This window comes from Brevundimonas vitisensis, assembly GCF_016656965.1.
In the GTDB taxonomy this organism is placed as follows: Bacteria; Pseudomonadota; Alphaproteobacteria; order Caulobacterales; family Caulobacteraceae; genus Brevundimonas; species Brevundimonas vitisensis.
This window is the reverse complement of record NZ_CP067977.1, coordinates 605,855-629,823: the sequence shown is the minus strand read 5'-3', so window position 1 is coordinate 629,823 and position 23,969 is coordinate 605,855. Positions and strand designations below refer to the sequence as shown.

General features: G+C 64.9%; 27 protein-coding genes and 1 tRNA gene. 20 read left to right on the top strand and 8 right to left on the bottom strand.

Annotated elements, in window-relative coordinates; genetic code table 11:
* Positions 1 to 28: 28 nt before the first annotated feature.
* Positions 29 to 508, bottom strand: a complete 480-nt coding sequence (locus JIP62_RS03160; protein ID WP_201103485.1) for a hypothetical protein — start codon at positions 506 to 508, stop codon at positions 29 to 31.
* Positions 509 to 692: 184 nt separating this feature from the next.
* On the opposite strand from JIP62_RS03160, the gene JIP62_RS03155 reads away from it, so the two are divergent.
* The 3 genes from JIP62_RS03155 to JIP62_RS03145 all read left to right on the top strand — a co-directional run bounded on the left by JIP62_RS03155 (position 693) and on the right by JIP62_RS03145 (position 3,008).
* Positions 693 to 1,217 (top strand): hypothetical protein, encoded by a 525-nt coding sequence (locus JIP62_RS03155; RefSeq protein ID WP_201103484.1) that lies wholly within the window; start codon positions 693 to 695, stop codon positions 1,215 to 1,217.
* Between the two features lie 98 nt (positions 1,218 to 1,315).
* Positions 1,316 to 1,621 carry an SCP2 sterol-binding domain-containing protein gene (locus JIP62_RS03150; protein ID WP_201103483.1) on the top strand — a complete coding sequence of 102 codons (306 nt, stop codon included), beginning with the start codon at positions 1,316 to 1,318 and terminating at the stop codon, positions 1,619 to 1,621.
* Positions 1,622 to 1,793: 172 nt separating this feature from the next.
* Positions 1,794 to 3,008 carry an acyl-CoA dehydrogenase family protein gene (locus JIP62_RS03145; protein WP_201103482.1) on the top strand — a complete coding sequence of 405 codons (1,215 nt, stop codon included), beginning with the start codon at positions 1,794 to 1,796 and terminating at the stop codon, positions 3,006 to 3,008.
* A 41-nt stretch (positions 3,009 to 3,049) separates the two neighbouring features.
* Here JIP62_RS03145 and JIP62_RS03140 read toward each other — a convergent pair whose 3' ends face one another.
* Positions 3,050 to 3,634: a sigma-70 family RNA polymerase sigma factor gene (locus JIP62_RS03140; protein WP_201103481.1), complete on the bottom strand. Its 585-nt coding sequence runs from the start codon at positions 3,632 to 3,634 to the stop codon at positions 3,050 to 3,052.
* Positions 3,635 to 3,802: 168 nt separating this feature from the next.
* Between JIP62_RS03140 and egtB the strand changes: the two genes are divergently transcribed.
* Positions 3,803 to 5,965 (top strand): ergothioneine biosynthesis protein EgtB, encoded by a 2,163-nt coding sequence (gene egtB, locus JIP62_RS03135; protein WP_201103480.1) that lies wholly within the window; start codon positions 3,803 to 3,805, stop codon positions 5,963 to 5,965.
* Positions 5,966 to 6,088: 123 nt separating this feature from the next.
* Complete coding sequence (gene chrA, locus JIP62_RS03130; RefSeq protein WP_201103479.1) at positions 6,089 to 7,303, top strand: chromate efflux transporter; 1,215 nt, start codon at positions 6,089 to 6,091, stop codon at positions 7,301 to 7,303.
* Between the two features lie 62 nt (positions 7,304 to 7,365).
* Here the strand turns inward: chrA and JIP62_RS03125 are convergent, their stop codons facing one another.
* Both JIP62_RS03125 and JIP62_RS03120 read right to left on the bottom strand, forming a co-directional pair.
* Positions 7,366 to 7,596, bottom strand: a complete 231-nt coding sequence (locus tag JIP62_RS03125; RefSeq protein WP_201103478.1) for a con-10 family general stress protein — start codon at positions 7,594 to 7,596, stop codon at positions 7,366 to 7,368.
* A 120-nt stretch (positions 7,597 to 7,716) separates the two neighbouring features.
* Complete coding sequence (locus tag JIP62_RS03120) at positions 7,717 to 7,953, bottom strand: hypothetical protein (protein WP_201104800.1); 237 nt, start codon at positions 7,951 to 7,953, stop codon at positions 7,717 to 7,719.
* A 122-nt stretch (positions 7,954 to 8,075) separates the two neighbouring features.
* On the opposite strand from JIP62_RS03120, the gene JIP62_RS03115 reads away from it, so the two are divergent.
* Positions 8,076 to 8,327 (top strand): hypothetical protein, encoded by a 252-nt coding sequence (locus JIP62_RS03115; RefSeq protein ID WP_201103477.1) that lies wholly within the window; start codon positions 8,076 to 8,078, stop codon positions 8,325 to 8,327.
* Positions 8,328 to 8,330: 3 nt separating this feature from the next.
* Here the strand turns inward: JIP62_RS03115 and JIP62_RS03110 are convergent, their stop codons facing one another.
* On the bottom strand, positions 8,331 to 9,032 hold the full coding sequence (locus tag JIP62_RS03110; RefSeq protein ID WP_230974843.1) for an MBL fold metallo-hydrolase: 702 nt from the start codon (positions 9,030 to 9,032) through the stop codon (positions 8,331 to 8,333).
* Between the two features lie 194 nt (positions 9,033 to 9,226).
* Between JIP62_RS03110 and tig the strand changes: the two genes are divergently transcribed.
* The 4 genes from tig (at position 9,227) to JIP62_RS03090 (ending at position 12,719) form a co-directional block, all read left to right on the top strand.
* Positions 9,227 to 10,570, top strand: coding sequence for a trigger factor (gene tig, locus JIP62_RS03105; RefSeq protein WP_201103476.1), 1,344 nt, complete (start codon positions 9,227 to 9,229; stop codon positions 10,568 to 10,570).
* A 26-nt stretch (positions 10,571 to 10,596) separates the two neighbouring features.
* On the top strand, positions 10,597 to 11,514 hold the full coding sequence (locus JIP62_RS03100; RefSeq protein ID WP_201103475.1) for a hypothetical protein: 918 nt from the start codon (positions 10,597 to 10,599) through the stop codon (positions 11,512 to 11,514).
* A 90-nt stretch (positions 11,515 to 11,604) separates the two neighbouring features.
* Positions 11,605 to 12,246, top strand: a complete 642-nt coding sequence (locus tag JIP62_RS03095) for an ATP-dependent Clp protease proteolytic subunit (protein WP_201103474.1) — start codon at positions 11,605 to 11,607, stop codon at positions 12,244 to 12,246.
* Between the two features lie 152 nt (positions 12,247 to 12,398).
* Positions 12,399 to 12,719 (top strand): hypothetical protein, encoded by a 321-nt coding sequence (locus JIP62_RS03090; RefSeq protein WP_201103473.1) that lies wholly within the window; start codon positions 12,399 to 12,401, stop codon positions 12,717 to 12,719.
* Here the strand turns inward: JIP62_RS03090 and JIP62_RS03085 are convergent.
* Positions 12,716 to 13,375, bottom strand: a complete 660-nt coding sequence (locus JIP62_RS03085) for an HAD-IB family hydrolase (protein ID WP_201103472.1) — start codon at positions 13,373 to 13,375, stop codon at positions 12,716 to 12,718. The two genes, JIP62_RS03090 and JIP62_RS03085, sit on opposite strands and share 4 nt — an antisense overlap.
* A 189-nt stretch (positions 13,376 to 13,564) precedes the next feature.
* Here JIP62_RS03085 and clpX point away from each other — a divergent pair, with 189 nt between their 5' ends.
* The 6 genes from clpX to JIP62_RS03055 all read left to right on the top strand — a co-directional run bounded on the left by clpX (position 13,565) and on the right by JIP62_RS03055 (position 18,078).
* Positions 13,565 to 14,833: an ATP-dependent Clp protease ATP-binding subunit ClpX gene (clpX, locus tag JIP62_RS03080; RefSeq protein ID WP_201103471.1), complete on the top strand. Its 1,269-nt coding sequence runs from the start codon at positions 13,565 to 13,567 to the stop codon at positions 14,831 to 14,833.
* A 240-nt stretch (positions 14,834 to 15,073) separates the two neighbouring features.
* Positions 15,074 to 15,547 carry a 50S ribosomal protein L13 gene (rplM, locus tag JIP62_RS03075; protein ID WP_201104525.1) on the top strand — a complete coding sequence of 158 codons (474 nt, stop codon included), beginning with the start codon at positions 15,074 to 15,076 and terminating at the stop codon, positions 15,545 to 15,547.
* 2 nt (positions 15,548 to 15,549) lie between these two features.
* On the top strand, positions 15,550 to 16,062 hold the full coding sequence (gene rpsI / locus JIP62_RS03070; protein ID WP_201103470.1) for a 30S ribosomal protein S9: 513 nt from the start codon (positions 15,550 to 15,552) through the stop codon (positions 16,060 to 16,062).
* Between the two features lie 118 nt (positions 16,063 to 16,180).
* The gene (gene argC, locus JIP62_RS03065; protein ID WP_201103469.1) at positions 16,181 to 17,116 is read left to right on the top strand and encodes an N-acetyl-gamma-glutamyl-phosphate reductase; all 936 of its coding nucleotides are present in this window, start codon (positions 16,181 to 16,183) and stop codon (positions 17,114 to 17,116) included.
* 44 nt (positions 17,117 to 17,160) lie between these two features.
* Positions 17,161 to 17,664, top strand: a complete 504-nt coding sequence (gene msrB, locus JIP62_RS03060; protein WP_201103468.1) for a peptide-methionine (R)-S-oxide reductase MsrB — start codon at positions 17,161 to 17,163, stop codon at positions 17,662 to 17,664.
* Between the two features lie 39 nt (positions 17,665 to 17,703).
* Positions 17,704 to 18,078 (top strand): hypothetical protein, encoded by a 375-nt coding sequence (locus tag JIP62_RS03055; RefSeq protein WP_201103467.1) that lies wholly within the window; start codon positions 17,704 to 17,706, stop codon positions 18,076 to 18,078.
* Here JIP62_RS03055 and JIP62_RS03050 read toward each other — a convergent pair.
* Complete coding sequence (locus JIP62_RS03050; RefSeq protein ID WP_201103466.1) at positions 18,075 to 18,449, bottom strand: hypothetical protein; 375 nt, start codon at positions 18,447 to 18,449, stop codon at positions 18,075 to 18,077. The two genes, JIP62_RS03055 and JIP62_RS03050, sit on opposite strands and share 4 nt — an antisense overlap.
* Entirely contained in the window at positions 18,446 to 20,413 is a 1,968-nt protein-coding gene (phaC, locus tag JIP62_RS03045; RefSeq protein ID WP_201103465.1) for a class I poly(R)-hydroxyalkanoic acid synthase, read from the bottom strand. Before phaC ends, JIP62_RS03050 begins: the two co-directional genes overlap by 4 nt.
* A gap of 65 nt (positions 20,414 to 20,478) precedes the next feature.
* On the opposite strand from phaC, the gene JIP62_RS03040 reads away from it, so the two are divergent.
* The 4 genes from JIP62_RS03040 (at position 20,479) to JIP62_RS03025 (ending at position 23,886) form a co-directional block, all read left to right on the top strand.
* On the top strand, positions 20,479 to 20,934 hold the full coding sequence (locus tag JIP62_RS03040) for a hypothetical protein (protein ID WP_230974842.1): 456 nt from the start codon (positions 20,479 to 20,481) through the stop codon (positions 20,932 to 20,934).
* 64 nt (positions 20,935 to 20,998) lie between these two features.
* Entirely contained in the window at positions 20,999 to 21,958 is a 960-nt protein-coding gene (gene glpX / locus JIP62_RS03035) for a class II fructose-bisphosphatase (RefSeq protein ID WP_201103464.1), read from the top strand.
* Positions 21,958 to 23,760 carry a single-stranded-DNA-specific exonuclease RecJ gene (gene recJ, locus JIP62_RS03030; protein ID WP_201103463.1) on the top strand — a complete coding sequence of 601 codons (1,803 nt, stop codon included), beginning with the start codon at positions 21,958 to 21,960 and terminating at the stop codon, positions 23,758 to 23,760. The genes glpX and recJ overlap by 1 nt, the downstream gene beginning before the upstream one ends.
* A gap of 51 nt (positions 23,761 to 23,811) precedes the next feature.
* Positions 23,812 to 23,886: transfer RNA gene (locus JIP62_RS03025), tRNA-Glu, on the top strand.
* The last annotated feature ends 83 nt before the right edge of the window (positions 23,887 to 23,969 follow it).

Here is a 23,969-nt window from a genome sequence, read left to right as displayed (position 1 = left end):
CGCGTGTTGATCTGGACGGCTGATGTGATCAGGCCACGCCGTTTGCGCAATAGGCGAGAAATTCACCCACCGCGCGTTGTTCTGCCTTGGTCGCTGCCAAGCTGAACTTTCCAGCATCGCCTTCGACATTCATCTGGCCGTCGCGGGCCAGCTTGCGCAGGCTGGGATCGTTCAGCGGAAGCCGCGCTGCGATCGCGCCGGACAGGGGATCAACCTCGCTGGGCGTGGAAGCGGCCGAAATCAGCGCAGGGGTGTCCGGTTGCACCGAACCATAGACAACGGCCGCTCTTTCGCCCGGCTCGCACGTCAGCATCAGCGCCAGCTGGTCGGAGTTGGCAACGCCATAGGCCAGCTTGGCCATGGCCCCCTCGCGGCTGAGGTGCCAGCCCATGACGGCGGCCTCGGATTGCGCCTCATAGGGTGCAGCCGAAAAGGCAGGGGTCTCAGTACGGGCACTGAAAGCAATCAGGCCCAAAACAGCGGCGGCAGGGATGACGTATTTCAACATGCAACTCACTTTCGTCTGGTGAGCAAACGCAAGCGAACGTTAACGGTTCACGGCTCCGCTTGGGCCAGCGACCCCCAGGGCGGCACGCAGTGCGATCTCGCCGGGCATACCGCGCGCTTGAACCAATGCGGCCGTCGGGAATTTGATCTCGGTGACCAGCCCATGGGTTTGGAGGGACAGCGCGATGCGTTTTTGGGAAAATCTCACTCAGTCGCAGAAGATTGCGGCGGCGGCGGGTGCAGCGGCCGTGGTCGCCTTGGTTGGGCTGGCTGCCGTGCAGGCTCGACCCGCGACGGGGAGCAGTGAGTCTACTCAGCGCGCCGGGCTGTCGGTCGCTCTCGTCACGCCGCCGGACCTCGAACCGGTACCTGGCGGTGTGATGGAGGTGGGCGCGCTGGTCGACGGATATGAGCACCGGCCACCGCCGCCGATGGAACCGGTTCTGGACTCAGCCTATGTCGAAACCGATCCCGAATGGCCGGCACCCTCAGAGGCGGACTACGGCCCTCCCTATGTTTCCGCACCCACTGAGCGGGCGCCGTTCCGCGTCAAGGAGACAACTTCCAGCACCGGCAGCCAGTTCGGCTTCGATGAGCCGCAACCCGACTATGCCGCCGAGCGCCGGGCCCGCCGCGAGCGCCTGGACCGTGCCGAAGCTGGGGTCCGCGACGAACCTCGCGTCATGCGGTCAGACAGCTATTTCCAGTGATTGCCACCGCCGCGCGGGAAGTTGACCAAGCGTGATCTTGGCACCGCCCGCAGGGCAGAGTAGGCGATGGGTACAAACGTCCATTGGGAGAGACGCTCATGCCTGATCTGGCACAAGTCACCGAACATATCCGCGGCGCCGTGGGCGACAATTCCGGTCTGGGCAAGACCGTGAAGATCGACCTGGGTGACACCGGCAAAATCTATATCGACGGGGCCAGCGTCCCGAATACCGTGACCAACGAGGACAAGCCCGCCGACGCGACCGTGTCGATCAGCTGGGACGACTTCATCGCCCTGTCGGAGGGCAAGCTGGACCCGATGATGGCCTTCATGCAGGGCAAGCTGAAGGTGGCGGGCGACATGATGATCGCCCAGAAGCTGGCCCCGCTTCTGAAGCGTTAACGCCAAGACCCTTTGCCCTCCCCCTTGTTCGGGGGAGGGTGGTCCGAGCGCAGCGGACGCGGGGTGGGATCGGCAAGCCTCGGCCCCACAGGACGGCGTCCGCATCGCCTGGCCCTTCCCACCCGGTCGCCATGCGGCCACCCTCTCCCGACGGAGAGGGAGAAGGATGACCATGGACTTCCAACACTCCGACAAGGCGTTGCATTTCCAGGAGCGCGTGCAGCGGTTCCTGGACGACAAGGTGCATCCTCGCGCGGCCGAATACTGGTCGCAAGTTCATGCCGACCATACGCGCCAACCGCCCATCATGGAGACCATGAAGGCCGAGGCGCGCGAGGCGGGGCTGTGGAACATGTTCCTGCCCGGCGAGGATGGCGCGGGCCTGAGCAATCTGGAGTATGCGCCTCTGGCCGAGGCCATGGGTCGGGCCGGTCTTTGGACGCCCGAGGTGTTCAACTGCAACGCGCCCGATACCGGCAACATGGAAGTGCTGCACATGTACGGCGATGCCGCGCAGCAGGACCGCTGGTTGAAGCCGCTGATGGCTGGGGAGATCCGCTCGGCCTTTCTGATGACCGAACCGGAGGTGGCGTCATCGGATGCGACCAACATTCAGACCTCGATCGTTCGGGACGGCGATCACTATGTGATCAATGGCCGGAAGTGGTGGTCCACCAACATGGGGCATCCGAACGTCGCGATCGCCATTGTCATGGGCAAGACCGATACGGGAGCGGCGACACACCAGCAGCAGTCGCAGATCCTGGTGCCCACCGATACGCCCGGATTCCGCGTTGACCGGATGCTGAGCGTCTTCGGCTATGACGAGCGGCCGATCGGTCATGCGGAAGTGGTTCTCGATAACGTGCGCGTGCCGGTCGAAAATCTGATCGCAGGCGAGGGAAGGGGCTTCGAAATCGCCCAGGGCCGCCTCGGTCCCGGTCGGATCCACCACTGCATGCGCGTGATCGGAGCAGCAGAGCGGGCGCTGGAACTGATGTGCGAGCGGCTGCTCAGCCGCACGGCCTTCCGCAAGCAGCTGTCAGAACATTCGGTGTGGGAACAGCGCGTCGGCGAGGCGCGCACGAACATCGAGATGTGCCGGCTGATGGTGCTCAAGGCCGCCTGGATGATCGATCAGGCGGGGGCCAAGAACGCCAAGTCCGAGATCGCACAGATCAAGGTGGCGGCGCCCCGGATGGCCCTGCAGGTCATCGATGATGCGATCCAGGCCTTTGGCGGGGCCGGAGTTTCGGGCGACACGCCGCTGGCCGAACTTTATGCCGCAGTGCGTACCTTGCGGATCGCCGATGGTCCGGACGAGGTCCACAACCGCACGATTGCCCGGCTGGAGTATGCGAAGCATGGCGGTAAGCCGGTTCGCTAGACGATCTGAACCGCGTCTTGCGGCCGGTCTGCTGAATGGCGTCAGTCCACGTCTGTTGTGGTGGAAGAAGCCGGGGCGCGGGGCTGGTCCACCAGGGTGGCCAGCTTGTTGCGGGCGCGGTTGACGCGGCTCTTGACCGTACCCACCGCGCACCCGGCGATTTCGGCGGCCTCTTCATACGAAAGCCCCGCTGCGCCCACCAGAATGATCGCCTCGCGGTGCTCGGGGGGCAGGGTGTCCAGCGCTGCCCGCAGCTGGGTCAGTTCCACTGACCAGGCCTGATTGCCTTCGGTCACCAGGGCGGCGGCATGGTGACCTTCCTGATCGGCGACCTCGCGCCGGCGTTTCGCGACCGAGGTGTACCAGCTGTTGCGCAGGATGGTGAACAACCAGGCCCGCAGGTTGGAGCCGGGGTCAAACTTGTGGCGATAGGTCCAGGCCTTGGTCAGGGTTTCCTGAACCAAGTCGTCAGCGTCCGAAGGATTGCGCGACAGCGACCAGGCGAAGGCTCGAAGCGCCGGTATGCGTTGCATCACGGCATCGCGCCAATCGCTGGCGTCTGCTATGCCTTCCACCTTGGGCCGGGCATCCGTTTTGGGCGAAGGCGGCTGCTCTGTGGGAAACATTTTATCCTGCAAGGAGGAAGGTGCTGTGGGCGCGTGACCTCAACGTCGCCTGATCCCGACCGTTCCGGTTCATTTTGTGCACGCCTGATCGGGAACGAACCGTAACCCTTGGGGTTAGCCGCGCGACCTAGAAGTCCTGACCCCGTCAGCCATACGGACAGACCGACGATGAATGCCATTCTGCGCGACCGATCGGCCCAGTCCGATGATCTGGCCGAGTTCCAACGCGTCAGATCGGCGATGCCGCAACTGGCCCAAGGTTTGTCAGACGAGGATTTGTCAGCCCAGGCGATGGCCGATGCCAGCCCCGGCAAGTGGCATCTGGCGCATACAAGCTGGTTCTTCGAGGCCATGATCCTGAGCGCGCAGCCGGGATATGAGCCAGTCGACGGGCGGTTCCAGGCGTTGTTCAACTCCTACTACGAGGCTCTGGGTGAAAGGGTGGCGCGAGACCGACGCGGCCTGATGACCCGGCCCGGCGTCGCCGAAGTGATGGCCTATCGCGCCGAGATTGATCGGCGAATGACAGACCTGTTGGCGCAGGGCCTGAGGGACCCCCACCAGCAGTATCTTTTTGCTTTGGGACTGCATCACGAGCAGCAGCATCAGGAACTTTTCCTGATGGATATTCTCAATCTGATGGCGGCCTCGCCGCTGGATCCGGCCGCCTATGCCCGAGAGCCCCGCGCGCGTTCGGCCGAGGCAGCGCTAGGCGGTATGACGCGGTTCGAGGGCGGTGTTGTCGAGATCGGGGCCGACGACGTGTTCGCGTTCGACAATGAAGGACCGCGGCACCGGGTGTTCCTGGAACCCTACGCTCTGGACCACGATCTGGTGACCAACGGCGATTGGCTGCGCTTCATCGAAGACGGTGGCTATTCCCGGCCTGAGCTCTGGCTCGCCGACGGCTGGGCCAAGGTCAAGGCCGAGGGGTGGGATGCACCCTTGTATTGGTCACGGGATACAGCGTGCCACTGGACGACCATGAGCCTGACGGGACGGCACGCGGTCGAGCCATCACAGCCCGTCCGGCACATAAGTGCCTATGAGGCGGATGCCTATGCGCGCTGGGCCGGCAAGAGGTTGCCGACCGAGGCCGAGTGGGAACACGCGGCGCGCCAGGCTCCTGACGCCTTTTCCAACCTGTTCGGCGAGGTCTGGCAGTGGACCTCGAGCGCCTATGGCCCCTATCCGGGGTTTCGACCGACCGAGGGGACGGCGTCGGAATACAACGGCAAGTTCATGGCCAATCAGCTGACCTTGAGAGGCAGCGCGTTCGCTACGCCGCCGGGACACGAACGGGTCAGCTATCGCAACTTCTTTTATCCGCATCAAAGGTGGGCGTTCATGGGACTGAGATTGGCCGAGGACGCCGCGGGGCGTGGAATGAAGCCCCTGCTGGAAGATGCGGTGACCGCCGCCTTTCGCCGTGATTTGACGGACGGGCTGTCTGCCAAGGCGAAGACCCTGCCGCCCAAGTGGTTCTATGACGCCGAGGGCAGCCGCCTGTTCGAAGACATCACCGAACTGCCCGAGTATTATCCGACGCGCCAGGAAGCCGGACTGCTTGCTGTGATCGCGCCCGTTCTGGCCGAGGCCTTTGGGCCCGATGCGACCCTGGTGGAGTTTGGATCGGGGGCCAGCGCCAAGACTCGCATCCTGCTGGATGCCCTGCCGGATCTTGCGGCCTATGTGCCCATCGACATCAGCCCCGATGCCCTGAATGCAGCGGCCGAAAGTCTGCGCGAAGCCTATCCCGATCTCACCGTCACGCCCATCGTCGGTGATTTCGGTCATCTCGATCCCTTGCCTCCGTCGGAAGGTCAGGGGCGTCGTGTGGGCTTTTTCCCCGGCTCGACCATCGGCAATCTGGAGCCGGACGAGGCGGTGCGCTTCATGTCAGGCGCGAGACGTCTGTTGGGCGAAGGGTCGCTGTTCGTGTTGGGCGTCGATCTGGTCAAGGATTCGGATACCCTGGTCGCCGCCTACGACGACGCTCAGGGCGTGACCGCAGCCTTCAACCGGAATGTGCTGGTGCGAGCGAACAGGGAGCTGGACGCCGATTTCGATGTTTCGGCATTCTCGCACAGAGCCATCTGGAACTCGGACGAGCAGCGGATGGAGATGCACCTGGTGGCAAGCCGTGCCATGACGGTCGACGTCGGTGACCGCCGCTTCCGCTTCTCTGCCGGCGAAACGATCCACACCGAGAGCTCGCGCAAGTTCACGGAGGCTTCACTCAGGGCCATGGTCGAGGCCGCCGGGTGGAAGGTGGTGCGGTTCGACATCTCCACCGCGCCGTCGGTAGCCATGGTGCTTCTTCGCGGTTAGGTCTTTGGCGGGCCTTCCCACGCTCTCCTAGCGCACATTTTGGCCAGTGCGGACGCCAGAAGGGACCGCCCTTTTCGGAGGGGGCTCTGCTGATCAGGGGCCTCATGGGGGTAGCGTTTGGCCATGACGAATGTGAGCGAGGCCGACGTTCGACCGCCGTCGATGACCTACGGCCAGTTGTTCCTTCGCTTCCTGAGGTTTGGGATGCTGGCCTTTGGCGGGCCGGTTGCCCAGATCGCCATGATCCGCCGCGAACTTGTGGACCGGGAAAGCTGGCTTTCAGGCCCGGCATTCAATCGACTGCTCGCGGTCATGCAGGTCCTGCCGGGGCCAGAGGCTCATGAGCTGTGCGTCCATATGGGGGTCCGGGCGAAAGGCCGGATCGGCGGACTGGTGGCCGGTCTCGGGTTCATGCTGCCGGGATTTCTGCTGATGATGGTGGTTGCCGCAACCTATGTGGCGTTTTCACCATCGCTGGACCGGGTGGCGGGCGCGCTCCTGGGCATCCAGATCGCGGTCTTGGCCATCATCGCGCGCGCCGTGCATCGAATCGGTCTGCATGTGCTGGACGGAGCGGCCCTCTGGACGGTGGCCGTAACGGCGGCGGCGGCTTCGCTGGCGGGTGTCAGCTTCTGGGTCATTCTGGGTGCTGCGGCGGCTGTCTATCCCCTCGCAGTGGCCAGGCGGTGGACATGGGCGATTCTGGCGAACTTGGTGGCGATCGGCGCAGGTATCGCGCTGGCGCACGTGCCGCTGGCTCGCGAGCCGCTGGTTGGCGAAGCGATCGGTGTCGCGGGTCCGCTGGCGCTGCTTTGGACAGGTCTGAAGGCCGGCCTGCTGACATTCGGCGGTGCCTATACGGCCATACCCTATGTGAGGACGGATACCGTCGGCCGAGGCTGGCTGTCGGATGGCACCTTTCTGGATGGTGTCGCCTTTGCGGGCGTCCTCCCGGCACCGCTGGTGATCTTCTGCACCTTCGTCGGCTATGTGGCTGGGGGCTGGCTGGGGGCTGTGGCGATCACGGTCGGGGTGTTTCTGCCGGCCTTTGCTTTTTCGATGATATTCTACGAACGCCTGGAAGGCATTGCCGACAATCCGCGTCTGCATCGCATTCTGGCTGGGGTAGCGGCAGGCGTGGTCGGCATCATCGCCGCCACCAGTGTGGACCTGGCCGTGACCACTGGGATGAAGGTGCCGATGACGTCTTTCACCCTCGCGGCAGCTGCTTTGCTGTTCGTCGTCGCGTGTTTGATCGCGACCTATTGGAAGAGCCGACTGAATGCGCCCCTGATCCTGATTGCGGCAGGCGTTGCTGGGCAGTTGGCGTTCAGCTGAGCACTTTCCAGAAAAAAAGCCCCCGGGGGCACCGGGGGCTTTTTGTCTCTAACAGGCAGGCGTCACTCGGCGGGCGGGGTGTTCTGATCGTCGTCCTTGCGCGAGCCGTGAGAAGCCTCTCCGCCTTTGCGACCGGCCTGAGCTGCCAGGTTGCGGTCTTGAGAGAAGCTGCGCTTCTCGCTGGGGACGCTGGCCCCGCCCTTGCGGGCGATCTCACGCTGTCTGGCGGGGTCCATCGAGGCGAAGCCGCGCTTGGAGACGCCCGAAGTTTTGGGGGGAAGACCGATGGCCATTCGGATGTCCTTTCTTTTTTGGCTTGGGGGTGCCGTTGAGTTGAGAACCCGGCTGGTGCCGTCCGGTTCCGGTCTATCGGCGCGGCGTTTCGGCGCGCAGGTCATTGACTCCTAAGCGACTCATATCTCGCTGATCGGTCGGATATCGCCACTGCCGCTGCCTGGATCGATTTGCGGCATCTCCGGCGGTGCAGCACCCGGCTCGATGTCCGGGCCGACCGGTGCCGTATCCGGCTGAGGTTCTACAGGCGGCTGAATTTCAGGCTCCGGCGAGCCTGCGGGGTCCATTTCGGGCACCGAAGGCGTGGGCGGCTGGATCTCCGGCTCGGCAGGCGACGGGATGGTCGGGTCGGTCATGACGGTGTCTCCATGTGGGGTCCATCAAGGCAATGCTCCAACCGCGCGCGCGTTCACCGGTGAGGGGAACCGGGCGATGCGCAAACGGTTCATCGAACACCCCGATCAACGGAGCCTTCCCCATGACAGACACCTACAATCCGGCGGTGACGCCTGCTGCCGACCTCGATTCGCCGGTCATCACCCCCGTGCCAGAACAGCCGACCGGGCCTGCTCCTATTCGGCAATCCATGCGTGAAGACGCCCATCAGGCCCGCCTGTGGGCAGAGCAGAGCGCCGCTCGGACCCGCGATGCGATACGCGAAAAGCCGATGCACACGACCCTTTATGCGCTGGCCGCCGGCGTCCTTTTGGGCCTCATCCTGGCCCGCTGACGATCAGGCTGGTCCGGACGCTGGTCGCGCAATTGGCGTCCGGGCCATGGCCGCGTCGGAAACATAGGGGTTGGACCGTCGCTCGGCCCCGAAGGTCGAAACCGGCCCGTGACCGGGCACGAAGGTGACATCATCGCCCAATGGCCAGAGCTTGGTGGTGATGGCCGTCAAGAGATCGGCGTGATTGCCCCGCGGGAAGTCGGTGCGGCCGATGGATCCCTGGAACAGCACATCCCCGACCTGAGCGAACCGGGCCTGCGCATTGAAAAACACGACGTGGCCGGGCGTGTGGCCTGGGCAGTGCAGGATCTGCCAGGTCGTGTCACCAAGAGTCACGACATCGCCGTCACCCAGCCAGCGATCGGTGACAAAGCTGCGGGCCTCCGGCAAGCCGTACATCAGGCCCGACTCGGGAATTTTATCGATCCAGAACTGATCCTCCGGATGCGGGCCCTCGATGAGGACCCCGGTCTTTTCCTTCATTTCCTGGGCTCCGCCTGCGTGATCCAGGTGGCCGTGAGTGATCCAGATACGGTCCAGCGTCAGCCCGCGCCGGGCGATCTCGCCCAGGACGGCATCGACCGAGCCTCCCGGATCGATCACCGCAGCCTTCCCGGTTCGGGTGCACCAGACCGTGGTGCAATTCTGCTGAAGCGGGGTGACCGGCGTCACAAAGACGCCAATGGGGGAGGGGGACTGGGTCATGGCACAGACATAGCGACATGCCGTCCGACGCGAAACCGGGCCGGTCGCGTTGACCTTTGAGCCGGTCATCGACATAAGGGCGGGCTTCGAGGTGCCGCTATCGCCCACGTCCTGGGTGGTGCGGCCCTTCTTGCTTTAACCCATCCTCGCGCGTCCGGTTGTTGGTGCGCGGGCCAGAGCGTCAGACCCCACCCATGCAAGTCGTCGAAAAGTCCGCCGAAGGCCTCAGCCGCGTTATCGCCGTGACCATCCCGGTTGCCGAGCTGAACGAAAAGCTGGACGCCAAGCTGAAAGAAGTCGCGCCGCAGATGAAGCTGAAGGGCTTCCGGCCCGGCAAGGTGCCGATGTCGCATGTGAAGAAGACCTTCGGGCGCGACCTGATGGGCGAGATCATCAACAACACCCTGAACGAGACCAGCCAGAAGGCTCTGGAAGAGGCGAATGTGCGCCCCGCCGCGCCGGCCGAGATGACGCTGACCAGCGACATGGACAAGGTCATCAAGGGCGAGGGCGATCTGGCCTACGAAATGGCGCTGGAAGTCATGCCCGACTTCACCCCTGTCGACCCGTCGACGCTGAAGCTGGACCGTCCGGTCTATGAGGCTTCGGACGCCGATCTCGACGAAGCGCTGACCGAACTGGCCGGACAGGCCAAGTCCTATGAGGACAAGACCGGCAAGTCGGTGAAGGCTGCCGAGGGTGATCAGCTGACCATCGATTTCCTGGGCAAGCTGGACGGCGAGCCCTTCGAGGGCGGTGCGGCCGAGGATGCGGACCTGGTGATCGGCTCCGGCCGCTTCATCCCCGGCTTCGAAGAGCAGCTGACCGGGACCAAGGTGGGCGAAGAGAAGACCATCGAGGTGACCTTCCCGGCTGACTATCAGGCCGCGCACCTGGCCGGTAAGCTGGCGACGTTCGACGTCAAGGTTAAGGCCATCAAGGCCGAGGCTGAGGCCAAGGTGGATGACGATTTCGCCAAGCGGATCGGCCTGGAATCGTTGGACAAGCTCAAGGAGCTGCTGCGCGAAAACCTGAACCAGCAGTACAGCCGCGCCGCCCGCTTCAAGCTGAAGCGCGCGCTGCTGGATCAGCTGGACACCAGCAATCAGTTCCCCCTGCCTCCCAAGATGGTCGAGGCCGAATTTGCCGGCATCTGGCAACAGGTCGACGCCGACAAACAGGCCGGTCGCCTGGCTCCGGAGGACGCGGACAAGTCCGAAGAGGATCTGAAGGCCGAATACCGCAAGATCGCCGAGCGCCGCGTGCGTCTGGGTCTGGTTCTGGCCGAGATCGGCCGTGCCAATGACGTGGGCGTGTCCGACCAAGAACTGAACAACGCCATCATGGCTGAGGCCCGCAACTATCCGGGCCAGGAGCGTCAGGTGCTGGACTTCTATCGCCAGAACCCGAACGCCGCCGCCCAGATGCGTGCCCCGATCTATGAAGAGAAGGTCTGCGACCTGATCTTCGACAAGGCCGAGGTCACCGACACCCCGATCAGCAAGGAAGATCTGCTGAAGGATGAAGACGAGGGCTGATGCCCACGTCGACAAGAGGACAGGGTATGATCCGGCATTTTATGGCGATCGCGACCCTGCCGCTCGGTCTTCTGGGGGCAGGTGGGGTTCTGGCCCAGGTGCAGGACCCACAGGAACCGGCCGCCACCTATGTCGACGATCTGATCGTCGACGGCCGCAACATCAGCCAGGCGGCACGCGCTTTCGTCGAGGTGGTGGCCGAACCACCGCCCGGCACGCGCGCCGCCCGCTGGAACCGCAGCCTGTGCATCAGCGTGACCGGGATGCGGCGCGACTTTGCGCAGTATCTCATCGACCGGATGTCGGTGGTCGCCCTGGATGCCGGGGCCGAGGTTGATGGTCCGGGCTGTCAGCCCAATGTCATTATCCAGGCAACCGGCGACGGTCGCGCTCTGGCCGCCGAACTGGTCGAAGGGGCCGGGTTGGCGTTCCAGCCCTCGATCAACGGTACCAATCTGGGCCGGGACGCCCTGAACGACTTCCTGACATCTGATCGCGCCGTGCGGTGGTGGCACGTCAGCTTCCCGGTGGAGCCTGACTCTGGCCAGATCGCCATCGCCCTCAAGGGGCAGGCGCCGCCGACAGTGACCGTGCGTGATGCTTCGCGCCTGCGGTCCAACATTCGCTATGACCTGGGCTATGTCGTGATTGTGCTGGACATGTCCCGGACCGAGGGCGTGCCGTTCGGCGCCTTGGCCGACTATGTCGCCATGACGGCCCTCACGCAGGTCGATCCGATGGGCGATTTCCGAGGCGAGGACACCATCCTGAACCTGTTCCAGCCGGGCATCGAGGTTGGAGCCCTGACGCAATGGGACCTGGATTATCTCGCTGCGCTCTACACTGCCCCGACCAACCGGGCCTCGGCTGCGCAGCAGGCCCGGGACATTGCCCAGCGCCTGGCCGGGCTGCGCCGCGACGGGCTTGTAGACGCAGAACCCTGAGTTCGGCTTGCATCTCGGCGCGGGCGACGCGATATCGGGGATGACGGGCCGCGACGGCGGCGACGTCATTCATCCATGAGAAAGCCCTCCATGCGCGATCCGATCGACTTCATTTCGAACAACCTGGTCCCCATGGTGGTGGAGCAGTCCAGCCGCGGCGAGCGGGCGTTCGACATCTTCTCGCGCCTGCTGCGCGAGCGGATCATCTTCCTGACCGGACCGTTCGAGGACGGCATGTCCTCGCTGATCTGCGCCCAGCTGCTGTTCCTGGAATCGGAAAACCCGAAGAAGGAAATCAGCATGTACATCAACAGCCCCGGCGGTCAGGTGACCTCGGCGCTGGCGATCTACGACACCATGCAATACATCAAGAGCCCGGTCTCGACCGTGGTCATGGGCATGGCCGCCTCGGCCGGCTCCCTGATCCTGACGGCGGGCGAGGCGGGACAGCGCATCGCGCTGCCGAACGCCAGCGTCATGGTTCACCAGCCGTCGGGCGGGTTCCGTGGCACGGCGTCGGACATCCAGCGGCATGCCGAGGACATTCTGGCCACCAAGCGTCGCCTGAACGAAATCTACGTCAAGCACACGGGCCGCACCTATGAAGAGGTCGAGCGCACCCTGGACCGCGACCATTTCATGACGGCCGCAGAGGCCAAGGCCTGGGGCATCGTCGACCACGTCTATGATCGTCGTGATCAGGCCGAGGACGACGGCATCAAGACGGTCTGATTTTATTCCTCCCCCCCAAGCCAAACGCGGGGGGAGGGAACCGCCCGCCGCTGGGCGGGTGGTGGAGGGGGTGACCCCACGCATGGTGTCCGGGGGCGCAGCGCCCCTCCACCACGTCGTGGTCACCCTGCCCCAGAAGGGGAGGAATGCCGATGCATCACACACGCGACAACAGTGGGACCGTCGAGGTCGATGGCGAAGTCTATGAGTGGGAGATTCGCCGCCAGCCCCAGCCGAAGCCCGGCGGTAAATGGGACGGCATTGCCATCACGCTGAGACTGCAGGGCTTTGTGCGCGAGGCCATCGTGCAGTTTCCGATGCCCATGCACCCCAGTGGCCGACCCTTCATGGAAAAGCAGCGGATCAACGTCGATGCGGTCCGCAATGCCGTGTCATCGGTGATCGAGGCGGGCTGGACGCCGACTTCGCGTGGTCGCGCGATGGTGTTCGACGTGGACGCAGACGGAAACTAGGGCCGTTCGCGAAAGACCCTGAAACCGGCCGTCTCTGCCAAGGCCAGCATTTCGGTGTCGCCGCTGGTGTCTCCATAGGCGGCGGTGATGCGAACGTCAGGACCATACGCGGCCCGAAGGCGACGCACCTTTTCCTCGCCGCGGCAGTTGGGCCCCTCGAAGCTGCCAGCCACGCGATCCTCCTGATCGAACATCAGCGGCGTTCCCAGCAACCCTTCGGCCCCCAGGCGGCGGGCGAAGGGGGCTACGGTGGTCTCGGGCGAGGCCGTCACGATCACGCGATGTGCTCCCCGCGCGCCCCAGTCGTTCCAACAGGCCAATGCGTCGGGGCGCATCAGCCGATGCCATGAAGCCTCGGCAAATGCCTCCGCCTCGGCTTCCAGCGCTTCGCGTGGCAGACCTTTCAAGAAAACGCGGACGGACTGAGCCTTGAGCCGGCCCCGGTCGCGGTCACGGGCATAGACGCCGACGGCAGGCGTCAGCCGGGCAAGGCCCGCTGCCCAACCGCGCCGCCCGGCCCGGTGGCGCAAGAAGGCCGTGAAACTATCGCGAACCGTCAGTGTGCCGTCGAAATCGAAGGCGACGATCGGTGCGTCGAGCGGGGGATCCCCCTGAAAGGTCTGGCGTTCCGACATTCGGCTTCCCATGTCAGACATTCGCCGTGATCGCCATCAACTCTGCGTCATGCAGCCACCAGAGGCAGCCCGACGCCGTGTCGGGGTTGTCGCGGAGGACGTGATGGGTGATTGTCAATTTTTGAAGACCTCGGGTCCTACGATTTGGGAATCAACGCGAGGAAGCGCGTTTCGCCTCATCCGGGGCCTGCGCGGGAGTGAGAAGGGTCTATGACCAAAGCAGCCGGCGGCGACGCCAAGAGCACCTTGTATTGCTCCTTCTGCGGCAAGAGCCAGCATGAGGTGCGCAAACTGATTGCCGGACCGACCGTGTTCATCTGCGATGAATGCGTCGAGCTGTGCATGGACATCATCCGCGAAGAGCACAAGATCGGCTTCGTGAAGTCCAAGGACGGGGTGCCCACGCCCAAGGAGATCCGCGAGGTCCTCGACGACTATGTGATCGGTCAGAGCCACGCCAAGAAGGTGCTGAGCGTCGCCGTCCATAACCACTACAAGCGTCTGAACCACGCGACGAAGAACAACGACGTCGAACTGGCCAAGTCCAACATCATGCTGATCGGGCCCACGGGCTCGGGCAAGACGTTGCTGGCTCAGACTCTGGCGCGGATCATCGACGTGCCGTTCACCATGGCGGACGCCACGACCCTGACCGAAGCCGGTTATGTGGGCGAGGATGTCGAGAACATCATCCTGAAGCTGCTCCAGGCGTCCGACTACAATGTCGAACGCGCCCAGCGCGGCATCGTCTACATCGACGAGATCGACAAGATTTCGCGCAAGTCCGACAACCCCTCGATCACCCGCGACGTCTCGGGCGAGGGCGTGCAGCAAGCCCTGCTGAAGATCATGGAAGGCACCGTCGCCTCCGTGCCGCCGCAGGGTGGCCGCAAGCACCCGCAGCAGGAGTTCCTGCAGGTCGATACCGCCAACATCCTGTTCATCGTCGGCGGCGCCTTCGCTGGACTGGAGAAGGTGATCTCGGCACGCGGCACGGGGGCCTCGATCGGCTTCGGTGCCAAGGTCAAGGAAATCGACGAGCGCCGCACGGGCGACATCCTGAAGGGTGTCGAGCCGGACGACCTGATGCGGTTCGGCCTGATCCCCGAGTTCATCGGTCGTCTGCCGGTTCTGGCCACGCTGGAAGACCTGGACGAAAAAGCCCTGGTCACCATCCTGACCGAGCCCAAGAACGCCCTGGTCAAACAGTACAAGCGCCTGTTCGAGATGGAGAACGTCGGCCTGACCTTCACCGACGACGCTCTGAATGCCGTCGCCAAGAAGGCCATCACCCGCAAGACCGGTGCCCGGGGCCTGCGTTCCATCCTGGAAGGCATTCTGCTGGAGACCATGTTCGAACTGCCGACCTTCGACGGTGTCGAGGAGGTCGTGGTCAATGCCGAGGTGATCGAGGGCAATGCCCAGCCTCTGCTGATCTATGCCGAGAAGAAGAACAAGACGGCCGACGGCGCGGCCTGATCCATCGTCCAGGACGACCAGACGGGCGGTTTGCACCATGCAGACCGCCCGTTTTGCTGGCCGGTGATGCGGTATTTTAATACCGCATAATGTTATACCAACGAAAACAATGCCTTAGTGCCATGTAACGCGTTTTATCTGGATTGACCCGACGCGATCCATCCTCTATCAGCGCGCCTTCCGTTCGTTCCGGTCATTCGGCACGGGCCGTTCCTTTCGTCACCAGGACCCTCAACCATGCTGAAGAGCACCACGGCTTCGCTGAAGCCGGCCGAGGTCGAGAAGAAGTGGATCCACATCGATGCCGAAGGCGTCGTGGTGGGCCGTCTCGCGACCTTCATCGCCATGCGTCTGCGCGGCAAGCACCGCGGCGACTACACGCCCCACGTCGATTGCGGTGACTATGTCATCGTGACCAACGTCGACAAGGTGGTGTTCACCGGCAAGAAGTCGACCGACAAGGTCTATTACCGCCACACCGGTTACCCGGGCGGCGTCAAGTCGACGACCCCGCAGAAGGTTCTGTCCGGCCGGTTCCCCGAGCGGGTTCTGGAAAAGGCCGTCGAGCGCATGCTGCCCAAGGAAAGCCCCCTGGCCCGCGCCCAGATGACCCACCTGCGCCTCTATGCCGGTGCCTCGCACCCGCATGAAGCCCAGTCGCCCGAAGTCATCGACTTCGCCTCGAAGTCCTCCAAGAACACCCGGAGCGTCTGAGCATGACCGACGTCACCAATGAAAACGCTGCGCCGGCCTCGGACACTCCGGTGCTGACCGGTTTCGATGCCCTGAAAGGCATGGGTTCGGAAAACGAAGCTCCGGTTTACGTCCAGAAGCTGGACGCCCAGGGGCGCGCCTATTCGACCGGCAAGCGCAAGAACGCCATCGCCCGCGTCTGGGTTAAGCGCGGCACCGGCAAGATCACGATCAACGGTCGCGATCAGGAAGTCTATTTCGCCCGCGCCGTGCTGCGGATGATGATCGCCCAGCCGCTGCAGGTCACCGACCGCCTGACGCAGTACGACGTCGTCTGCACCGTCGAGGGTTCGGGCCTGTCGGGCCAGGCTGGCGCCATCCGCCACGGCCTGTCGCACGCCCTGACGCACTATGAGCCGGAACTGCGCAAGGTCCTTAAGCCGCACGGCTTCCTGACCCGCGACAGCCGCGTCGTCGAGCGCAAGAAGTACGGCCGCGCCAAGGCCCGCAAGTCCTTCCAGTTCTCGAAGCGCTAGCTCGGCCGCAGCCGCGATCTGGACTACAAAGGGCGCTCCGGGGAAACCTGGAGCGCCTTTTTCTGCTTTTGGAAACACAGTCCTTCTTCCGCACGGGAAGACGGGTCAGGAGTATCTGATGACCCACACCATCTTCATCGACGGCGAGGCCGGCACCACGGGGCTGGAGATACGAGAGCGGTTGGAGACGCGCTCCGATCTGGAGCTGATTCTGCTGGGCGACCGGCGGCGCGACGTCGAGGCGAGGCGCGAGGCCCTCAACGCCGCCGATGCGGTGATCCTGTGCCTGCCCGACGAGGCGGCGAAGGAAGCGGTGGCGATGATCGCGAACCCTGCCGTGCGGGTGATCGACGCCTCGACGGCTTACCGCGTCGATCCGGACTGGATCTATGGCTTTGCCGAGATGGAGCCGGGTCAGGCTGCGGCGATCGCGGCCTCGACGCGGGTGTCCAATCCGGGCTGCTATCCGACCGGCTTCATCGGCCTGGTCCGGCCGCTGGTGCGGGCCGGGCTGATGCGGCCTGACCATCCGGTCACCGTCAATGCGGTGTCGGGCTATTCCGGCGGTGGCAAGGCGATGATCGCCGAGTTCGAGGCACCGGGTGCTTCGACCGCCTATCGGGCCTATGGCCTGTCGCTGACGCACAAGCACGTGCCCGAGATGACGCGGCACACCGGCCTGTCGCGCGACGTGTTGTTCGCCCCGGCGGTCGGGAATTACCGGCAGGGCATGCTGGTCGAGGTTCCGCTGCATCTGGCAAGCCTGCCCGAAACGCCGTCGATCGAGCGGGTCCACGGGGCCCTGGTCGAGGCCTATGAGGGTCACCGCTTCGTCGAGGTGGCGGACCTGGAGACGACCGAGGCCATGACGGGACTGGAGCCGCAGGGGCTGAACGGCACCAACCGGATGCGGCTGCATGTGTTCGGCGATCGGGCGGGCGGTCAGGCCCGGCTGGTCGCCCTGCTGGACAATCTGGGCAAGGGGGCATCGGGTGCGGCGGTGCAGAACCTCAACCTGATGCTGGGCCTGGACGAGGGGACAGGGCTGGTTTGAGGATCGGCTGAAACCTCCGCACCTTTGGCGTCGTATGTAGGGATATGACCCAGATCGATCGTCTTCACCGTCGTCACCTGATGTTGGGAGCAGGGGCCCTGGCACTGGGGGCGTGCAGTCCCGGCGCAGCCGATGCCCAGGACGCCCGCTATGCCAGTTCGCCGTTCCGGCGCATCTCCGATGCCGAATGGCGCAGACGCCTCGGCGATGCCTCCTGGCGGGTGATGCGGCATGAGGGGACCGAGCGCCCCTATACCAGCCCGCTGAACGACGAACGCCGCGCTGGCACCTATGTCTGCAAGGGGTGCGAACTGCCGCTGTTCCGGTCGCAGACCAAGTATGACAGCCGCACGGGCTGGCCCAGCTTCTATGACGTCATCGCCGGCAGCATCGGCACCAAGACGGATTTCGCCATCGGCATCCCGCGCACGGAGTATCACTGTGCCCGCTGCCTGGGACATCAGGGCCACGTCTTCGACGACGGGCCGCGTCCGACGGGCAAGCGCTACTGCAACAACGGGGTCGCCCTGACCTTCCGCCCGGCGTGATGCAGAGATAGGCTGGGCCCGCATCCGAAGGGGACGGGCATGACGGCAGCGCTGGTCGCGAGTATGGCGTCGCTGGTTCTGGTGGCGCAGGAGCCGATGGACCTGCTGACCGCACAGGCCTGCGTCACCGACATGTTGATCGTCGAGACGGCACTGGAGGAAGGCCACTGGACGGATCTGCCCGGCGTGAATCTGCCACCCGCCGGCTCCCGCTTTCGTCTGCTGGGCATGGTGATGCTTATCGACGCCTTTGCAACGGCAGCAGAGCGGGAAGGCATCGACCCGGCGACGTTGGAACCCGAGGTCATGGCCAAGGTTGAGCAGGCGCCCCGCGCGACCACGGCCCGAGAGGTTGCCGCCTTGCTCAAGCGCGAGGCCGACTGCTTCGCCCTGGCCGGCGCCGAGGAGCCCTAGGTCCGCCGCGCCTTGATCGCCGATTCGATCGTCACGCCGAGGAAGATCGAGCCGATGATGATCAGCAGGCCATAGTCCCTGGCGGGGAAGAACAGGGGAATTGCCGATCCGAGAATGATCGCAAGCGGAAACAGGGTGGCCCAGACGGCGGTCGAGGGCGCATCTGCATGGACCATGGGCGGCGTGGTGCGGTTCATCCGTCGCAGCACCCAGCCGTTCAGCACGACATAGGCTCCCGAACAGAGCACGGCCATGATCGGGTACCGGATCGCGCCGTCAGGGGGACCATACAGCGACGTCGTGGCCAGCATCAGCGCCAGGGCAACGGCGGTGGTGACGGCCAGCAGCAGATTGGGCTCGATACGGCTCAAGACTTGACCTTCACATAGCTGCCGGGGGCGGGTTCGATCGGAGAGAGGGGACCTTTGGCCGGATCGCGGGCCGCGGTCCAGTCGCCCGACTTCTCATGCAGCCATTCGGCCCAGTGGTTCCACCAACTGCCTTGATGTTCGACCGCCCCGTCCTGCCATTCGGCCAGGGAGGCGGGCAAGGCGGGGTTGGTCCAGTGCTGATACTTGTTGGCCGAGGGGGCATTGATGACGCCGGCGATGTGGCCGGACCCCGCCAGGGTGAACGTTACCGGTCCGCCGAACAGCCGTGCGGAGCGATAGACGGAGCCCATCGGGGCGATGTGATCCTCGCGGCTGGCCTGGAAATACAGCGGCACCTTGACCTTCGACAGATCGACCTGCTCGCCGCCGATCGTGAACTCGCCCCTGGCCAGGGCATTGCGGCCATACATCTGGCGCAGATAGTCCATGTGAAGCCGCTTGGGCATGCGGGTCTGGTCGGCGTTCCAGAACAACAGGTCGAAGGCGGGCGGGTCCTTGCCCATCAGATAGTTGGACACGAAGAAGGACCAGATCAGGTCATTGGCCCGCAGGGCGTTGAAGGTCTCGGCCATGGCGGCACCGGGCAGGACCCCGCCGGCCGCATCCATCTGGGCTTCCACCTCGCTCAGCCAGTGCTCGTCGGTGAACAACAGAAGGTCACCCGCCATCTCAAAGTCGTGCTGGGCCGCAAAGAAGGTGGTGGACGCCACCGAGGTGTCTCCACGCGCTGCCATATGGCCCAGGGCCGCCCCCATCAGGGTGCCCCCGATGCAGTATCCGACCGTGTTGACCTGATCGGACCCCGTCTGCTCGCGGACCTTGGCAATGGCGCGATAGATGCCCTTTTCGAGATAGTCGTCGAACCCGAAGTCGGCCTTGTCCCGGTCCGGATTGACCCAGGAGCAGACGAAGACGGTGAACCCCTGGGCCGACAGCCAGCGGATCAACGAATTCCCCGGCTGCAGGTCCATGATGTAGAATTTGTTGATCCACGGCGGGAAGATCAGCAGCGGGATGGCCCGCTGCTGATCGGTGGCCGCGTCGAATTGGATCAGCTCGAACAGCTCATCGCGCCAGACAACCTGGCCCGGGGCGGTGGCGACGTTGCGACCGACTTCAAACTGGCCGTTGTCGGCCTGGCTGATCTTCAGCTTGCCCGCGCCGCGCTCCAGGTCGGCGGCGAAATTCTGCATGCCCCGAACCAGTGATTCGCCGTTGGATTCGACCAAAGCTTTCAGGGCCACCGGATTGGAGGCCAGGAAGTTGGCTGGCGAAAAGGCGTCGGTCAGCAGTTTCGTGAAGAATTCGGCCCGGCGCTTGGTGCGCGGATCGACGTCCTCGACCCCGGCGATCAGCCCGTTCATCCAGTCGGACGTCACCAGATAGGACCGGCGCATGACATCGAACATCGGGTTTTCGGTCCAGGCGGCGTCCTTGAAGCGCTTGTCCTGCGGTGCAGGCGACATCACCTCGCCCAAGGCTTGGCGGGTGGTGGAGGACCACAGCTCCATATAGCGGCTGAAGAGGTCGGCCTGTGCGGCGAACAGCTTTTCCGGGCGGGAAGCCAGGCTGGTCATGACCGAGGTCATGGCGGGCGCGACATGGAACGGGTCTGGTGAAAGAGCGGCTGGGCGGTCTGCCTGACTGAGCGCTGCTTCGGCGATCGCCCCCTGCGCCGTCATGGCGGCCTTGGCCAGGTTCATGGACAGCGTTTCCAGCATCTGCCGCTGGTCCGCAGCAAAGGTGAAGGCGTCGGTCGGCTCGGGCTGGGGCTGGGGCTGGGGCTGGTCCGGTGTGGCTGGTTGCGCCGGTTCCGCCGCAGCTTCGGCCTTCGCTTTGCGAGGGCGAGGCGGCTTTGCGGATGTGGGCCGACCAGGCTTGCGCGGCGCGCGGGCGGGTGACGCGTCGGTCGAGGTTGTCGGTGTCCTGGGGCGCTTGGCCATGGCGGTGTCTCCGTATCCTTGGGGCCGAGCGCGCGCTGCCCTTCCGCCTAGGGCGATCATGGCATATGACCGACCCCGAAATGAACGCGCGCCACGGGAAAATCGTCATCGGCCTGATCGCGGTCGGGCTCGTCGCCTGTCTGGGCGGCTGTGGCACGGCGTTGGGCGCGCGGATCGATGCGGAATCTTCGGCCGCGCCCCGGGTGCAGGCGCTGATCGAAGCCAATCGGAAGTATCCTCGCTGGGCCGACTTTCCGGCCGCGCCGGTCGATTTGCCGGAACCGGTCGCGATCGCGCAGAGGGTGAATACCCTGAGGGTCACCAGCGGGGCACTGGCTGGCGAAGTTTCCCGCATTGCCTGGACACTGGATGACCCTGTCGCCTTTGCCCAAGGGGTCAACGCCCGCGTTGCCGCAACGCCCATCGCCTCCGCAACGGTCCGGACCCAGGCCGAGATCGATGCCTATGCCGAGGCCCTTCGGCGACGCGGCACGGCACCGCCGCCCGTCGATCGTCGCTGATCCGTCATTCCACAGTCGCCCGGACATGAGAATCCGGGGATTATTATGTCAGGAGACTACGCCCATGGCCGATACGGCCCCCTACGCCTCGACACTCGCCGCCGACGCTGCGCGCGTCACCGAACTGGCAGCGATCGCCTCCTATGCCCAAATCGGACGAGGGGATGAAAAACACGCCGATCAGCTGGCCGTGGATGCCATGCGCACGGCGCTGAACGAGCTGGATATCGACGGCAAGATCGTGATCGGGGAGGGCGAGCGCGACGAGGCCCCGATGCTGTACATCGGCGAGAAGGTCGGCACCGGTAAGGGCCCGGCTATCGACATCGCCCTGGACCCGTTGGAAGGCACCACCCTGACGGCCAAGGCCATGGCCAATGCCCTGACCGTGCTGTCCATGTCGCCGGGCGGCGGCATGCTGCACGCGCCCGACACCTATATGGACAAGATCGCCATCGGCCCCGGCTTTGCGCCCGGAACGGTCGATCTGGACATGAGCCCCGGTGACAACGTCCGCTCGCTGGCTTCGGCCAAGGGCGTGGATCCGCGCGACATCACCGTCTGCGTCATGGACCGTCCGCGCCATGCGGAACTGATTGCCGCCCTGCGCGAGGTCGGGGCCAAGGTCATGCTGATCACCGACGGCGACGTGGCGGGTGTGATCCATACGGCGGAGCCGGAAACCGGGATCGATCTCTATCTGGGGTCGGGCGGCGCGCCGGAAGGCGTGCTGGCGGCCTCGGCGCTGAAATGCGTCGGCGGGCATTTCCAGGGGCGGTTGATCTTCCGCAATGACGACGAGCGGGCGCGCGCGGCGCGCACCGGCGTCACCGACTTCGACCGCAAATACGACCTGCACGAGCTGGTCAGCAAAGACGCCGTCTTTGCGGCCACGGGCGTGACCAAGGGGGCGATGCTGGACGGCGTGCGCATTCAGGGCGGCATGATCACGACCCACACCCTGGTGATGGATTCCAGCAATCGGACCGTTCGGCGCATCCGCACCACGCGGCCGATGGTTTGATGGCAGACGGCGGGACCACGCCCGGCTTTCTTGGCGTGTCCCGCTCCCTGTCCGGTCGTGCCTGGCGCCAGAGGCCGGCCGAAGCGTCAGTGGTCCGTGCCCATGTCCAAACCCTCGGCCTGTCCGAACTTCTGGGGCGGGCTCTGGCGGCGCGGGGCGTTCGCGCGGATCAGGGGGGCGACTTCCTGGTGCCCACGCTGAAGGCGCTGTTCCCCGATCCCTCCAGCTTCATGGACATGGATGCGGCTGCGGTTGCGTTGATCGATGCGCTGCAAGCTGGTGCGGCGATCCACGTCTTTGCCGACTATGATGTCGACGGCGCATCCAGCGCGGCCCTGCTGGTGCGATGGTTCCGGGCCATGGGCACCGAACTGTCCATCTATGTCCCCGACCGCATGACCGAGGGCTATGGGCCCAGCCCCCGGGCCTTCGATACCCTGAAGGCCCTCGGTGCCGATCTGGTGGTGACGGTCGATTGTGGCGCAGCGGCCAACGAAGCGCTGGCCTATGCCGATTCGATCGGCCTGAAGGTCGTGGTCATCGACCATCACATGATGCGGGCTGAGCCGCCCAAGGCGCTGGCCGTGGTCAACCCCAACCGGCCGGGGTGCAATTCAGGCCAGGGCAATCTGGCCGCGGCGGGCGTCGTGTTCGTTCTGCTGGCCGCGCTGAACCGAGAGGCACGGGCTCGGGGCCTGTTTGCTGATCGGGAACAGCCGGATATCCGCCAGTGGCTGGACCTGGCCGCCATGGGGGCGATTTGCGACGTGACGGGCCTAACGGGGTTCAACCGCGCCCTGACCAGCCTGGGCCTGAGGGTCATGTCCCAATGGGCAAATCCCGGCCTGCGTGCCCTGCTGGCGGCGGCCAAGGGTGAGCCGGGGCCGGCCAAGACCAATCATGCGGGCTTCATCCTGGGACCGCGCATCAATGCCGGTGGCCGGATCGGCCGATCGGACTTGGGGGCACGACTGCTGGCCACCGACGATGAAGCCGAAGCCCGCGACCTGGCTGAACAGCTGGATGCCCTGAACATCGCCCGGCGCGAGGTCGAGCGCACCGTGACGGAAGAAGCGATTCGGCGCGTCGAGGCGACCGGGGCCCACCAGGACGACAGCGCCTGCATCGTCGTGGCCGGTGACGACTGGCATCCGGGCGTGGTCGGCGTGGCGGCGGGTCGATTGAGAGAGCGCTGGCGAAAGCCGGTGGTGGTCATCGGAGTGGATCCGGTCACGGGCATCGGCAAGGGCTCTGGGCGGTCCCAGCCAGGCATGAATCTGGGCCGTGCGGTCCAGGCCGCCTGGGAGAGCGGGCTGCTGCTGGCTGGCGGCGGGCACGCCATGGCGGCGGGCCTGACCATCAAGGCGGCCGATATCGAGACCCTGAGCGCCTTTCTGAACGATCGCCTAGCCGGAGAGGTGGCCCAGGCCGTGGCCCTGGATTGGGTCGAGATCGATGCCTTGATCGATCCGGCTGGTGCAACGCGGGACCTGTTCGAGGATTTTGAGCGGCTGGCGCCATTCGGTCCGGCCAACCCCGAGCCCTTGTTCGCTATGACAGGCGTGACGGCCCGCGAGCCTGTCGCCATGAACGGGGGTCATGTGCGCTGCCGTCTGGTCGGTGCGGACGGGGCCTCGGTCAAGGCGATCGCTTGGCGGTGTGCCGATCTGCCGGGCGGGCGCGCCTTGCTCGAAGGGCAGGGCGGTCTGGCGGTCGTCGGACGCCTGAAAGCGGACGATTGGAATGGTCGGCGCAGCGTTCAATTCGAGATTGAAGACATTGCTGATCCAAGAATGCTTTGAGGGGGTTGCACGGTCCGGAATCGGCGGCTATATCGCCCGCTCTCGCGCAGCGGTCCCTTCGTCTATCGGTTAGGACGTCAGGTTTTCAACCTGAAAAGAGGGGTTCGACTCCCCTAGGGACTGCCAGCGCGGACTTCCCCCGATATGTACGGTCACGACTTTTGCGGCCTGATCCAAAATGGTCTAGCTGCGTTAGCCTCACCGGATCG

Coding starts and splice junctions, on each gene's coding strand:
- JIP62_RS03155 (WP_201103484.1), top strand. CDS start 693: ATGCGTTTTTGGGAAAATCTCACTCAGTCGCAGAAGATTGCGGCGGCG.
- JIP62_RS03055 (WP_201103467.1), top strand. CDS start 17,704: ATGACGGCAGCGCTGGTCGCGAGTATGGCGTCGCTGGTTCTGGTGGCG.
- JIP62_RS03125 (WP_201103478.1), bottom strand. CDS start 7,596: ATGGCCATCGGTCTTCCCCCCAAAACTTCGGGCGTCTCCAAGCGCGGC.
- chrA (WP_201103479.1), top strand. CDS start 6,089: ATGACGAATGTGAGCGAGGCCGACGTTCGACCGCCGTCGATGACCTAC.
- JIP62_RS03120 (WP_201104800.1), bottom strand. CDS start 7,953: ATGACCGACCCGACCATCCCGTCGCCTGCCGAGCCGGAGATCCAGCCG.
- clpX (WP_201103471.1), top strand. CDS start 13,565: ATGACCAAAGCAGCCGGCGGCGACGCCAAGAGCACCTTGTATTGCTCC.
- egtB (WP_201103480.1), top strand. CDS start 3,803: ATGAATGCCATTCTGCGCGACCGATCGGCCCAGTCCGATGATCTGGCC.
- recJ (WP_201103463.1), top strand. CDS start 21,958: ATGGCAGACGGCGGGACCACGCCCGGCTTTCTTGGCGTGTCCCGCTCC.
- JIP62_RS03100 (WP_201103475.1), top strand. CDS start 10,597: ATGATCCGGCATTTTATGGCGATCGCGACCCTGCCGCTCGGTCTTCTG.
- JIP62_RS03110 (WP_230974843.1), bottom strand. CDS start 9,032: ATGACCCAGTCCCCCTCCCCCATTGGCGTCTTTGTGACGCCGGTCACC.
- JIP62_RS03145 (WP_201103482.1), top strand. CDS start 1,794: ATGGACTTCCAACACTCCGACAAGGCGTTGCATTTCCAGGAGCGCGTG.
- argC (WP_201103469.1), top strand. CDS start 16,181: ATGACCCACACCATCTTCATCGACGGCGAGGCCGGCACCACGGGGCTG.
- JIP62_RS03085 (WP_201103472.1), bottom strand. CDS start 13,375: ATGTCTGACATGGGAAGCCGAATGTCGGAACGCCAGACCTTTCAGGGG.
- JIP62_RS03090 (WP_201103473.1), top strand. CDS start 12,399: ATGCATCACACACGCGACAACAGTGGGACCGTCGAGGTCGATGGCGAA.
- rpsI (WP_201103470.1), top strand. CDS start 15,550: ATGACCGACGTCACCAATGAAAACGCTGCGCCGGCCTCGGACACTCCG.
- tig (WP_201103476.1), top strand. CDS start 9,227: ATGCAAGTCGTCGAAAAGTCCGCCGAAGGCCTCAGCCGCGTTATCGCC.
- msrB (WP_201103468.1), top strand. CDS start 17,161: ATGACCCAGATCGATCGTCTTCACCGTCGTCACCTGATGTTGGGAGCA.
- JIP62_RS03150 (WP_201103483.1), top strand. CDS start 1,316: ATGCCTGATCTGGCACAAGTCACCGAACATATCCGCGGCGCCGTGGGC.
- JIP62_RS03040 (WP_230974842.1), top strand. CDS start 20,479: ATGACCGACCCCGAAATGAACGCGCGCCACGGGAAAATCGTCATCGGC.
- JIP62_RS03095 (WP_201103474.1), top strand. CDS start 11,605: ATGCGCGATCCGATCGACTTCATTTCGAACAACCTGGTCCCCATGGTG.
- JIP62_RS03115 (WP_201103477.1), top strand. CDS start 8,076: ATGACAGACACCTACAATCCGGCGGTGACGCCTGCTGCCGACCTCGAT.
- JIP62_RS03160 (WP_201103485.1), bottom strand. CDS start 508: ATGTTGAAATACGTCATCCCTGCCGCCGCTGTTTTGGGCCTGATTGCT.
- glpX (WP_201103464.1), top strand. CDS start 20,999: ATGGCCGATACGGCCCCCTACGCCTCGACACTCGCCGCCGACGCTGCG.
- JIP62_RS03140 (WP_201103481.1), bottom strand. CDS start 3,634: ATGTTTCCCACAGAGCAGCCGCCTTCGCCCAAAACGGATGCCCGGCCC.
- phaC (WP_201103465.1), bottom strand. CDS start 20,413: ATGGCCAAGCGCCCCAGGACACCGACAACCTCGACCGACGCGTCACCC.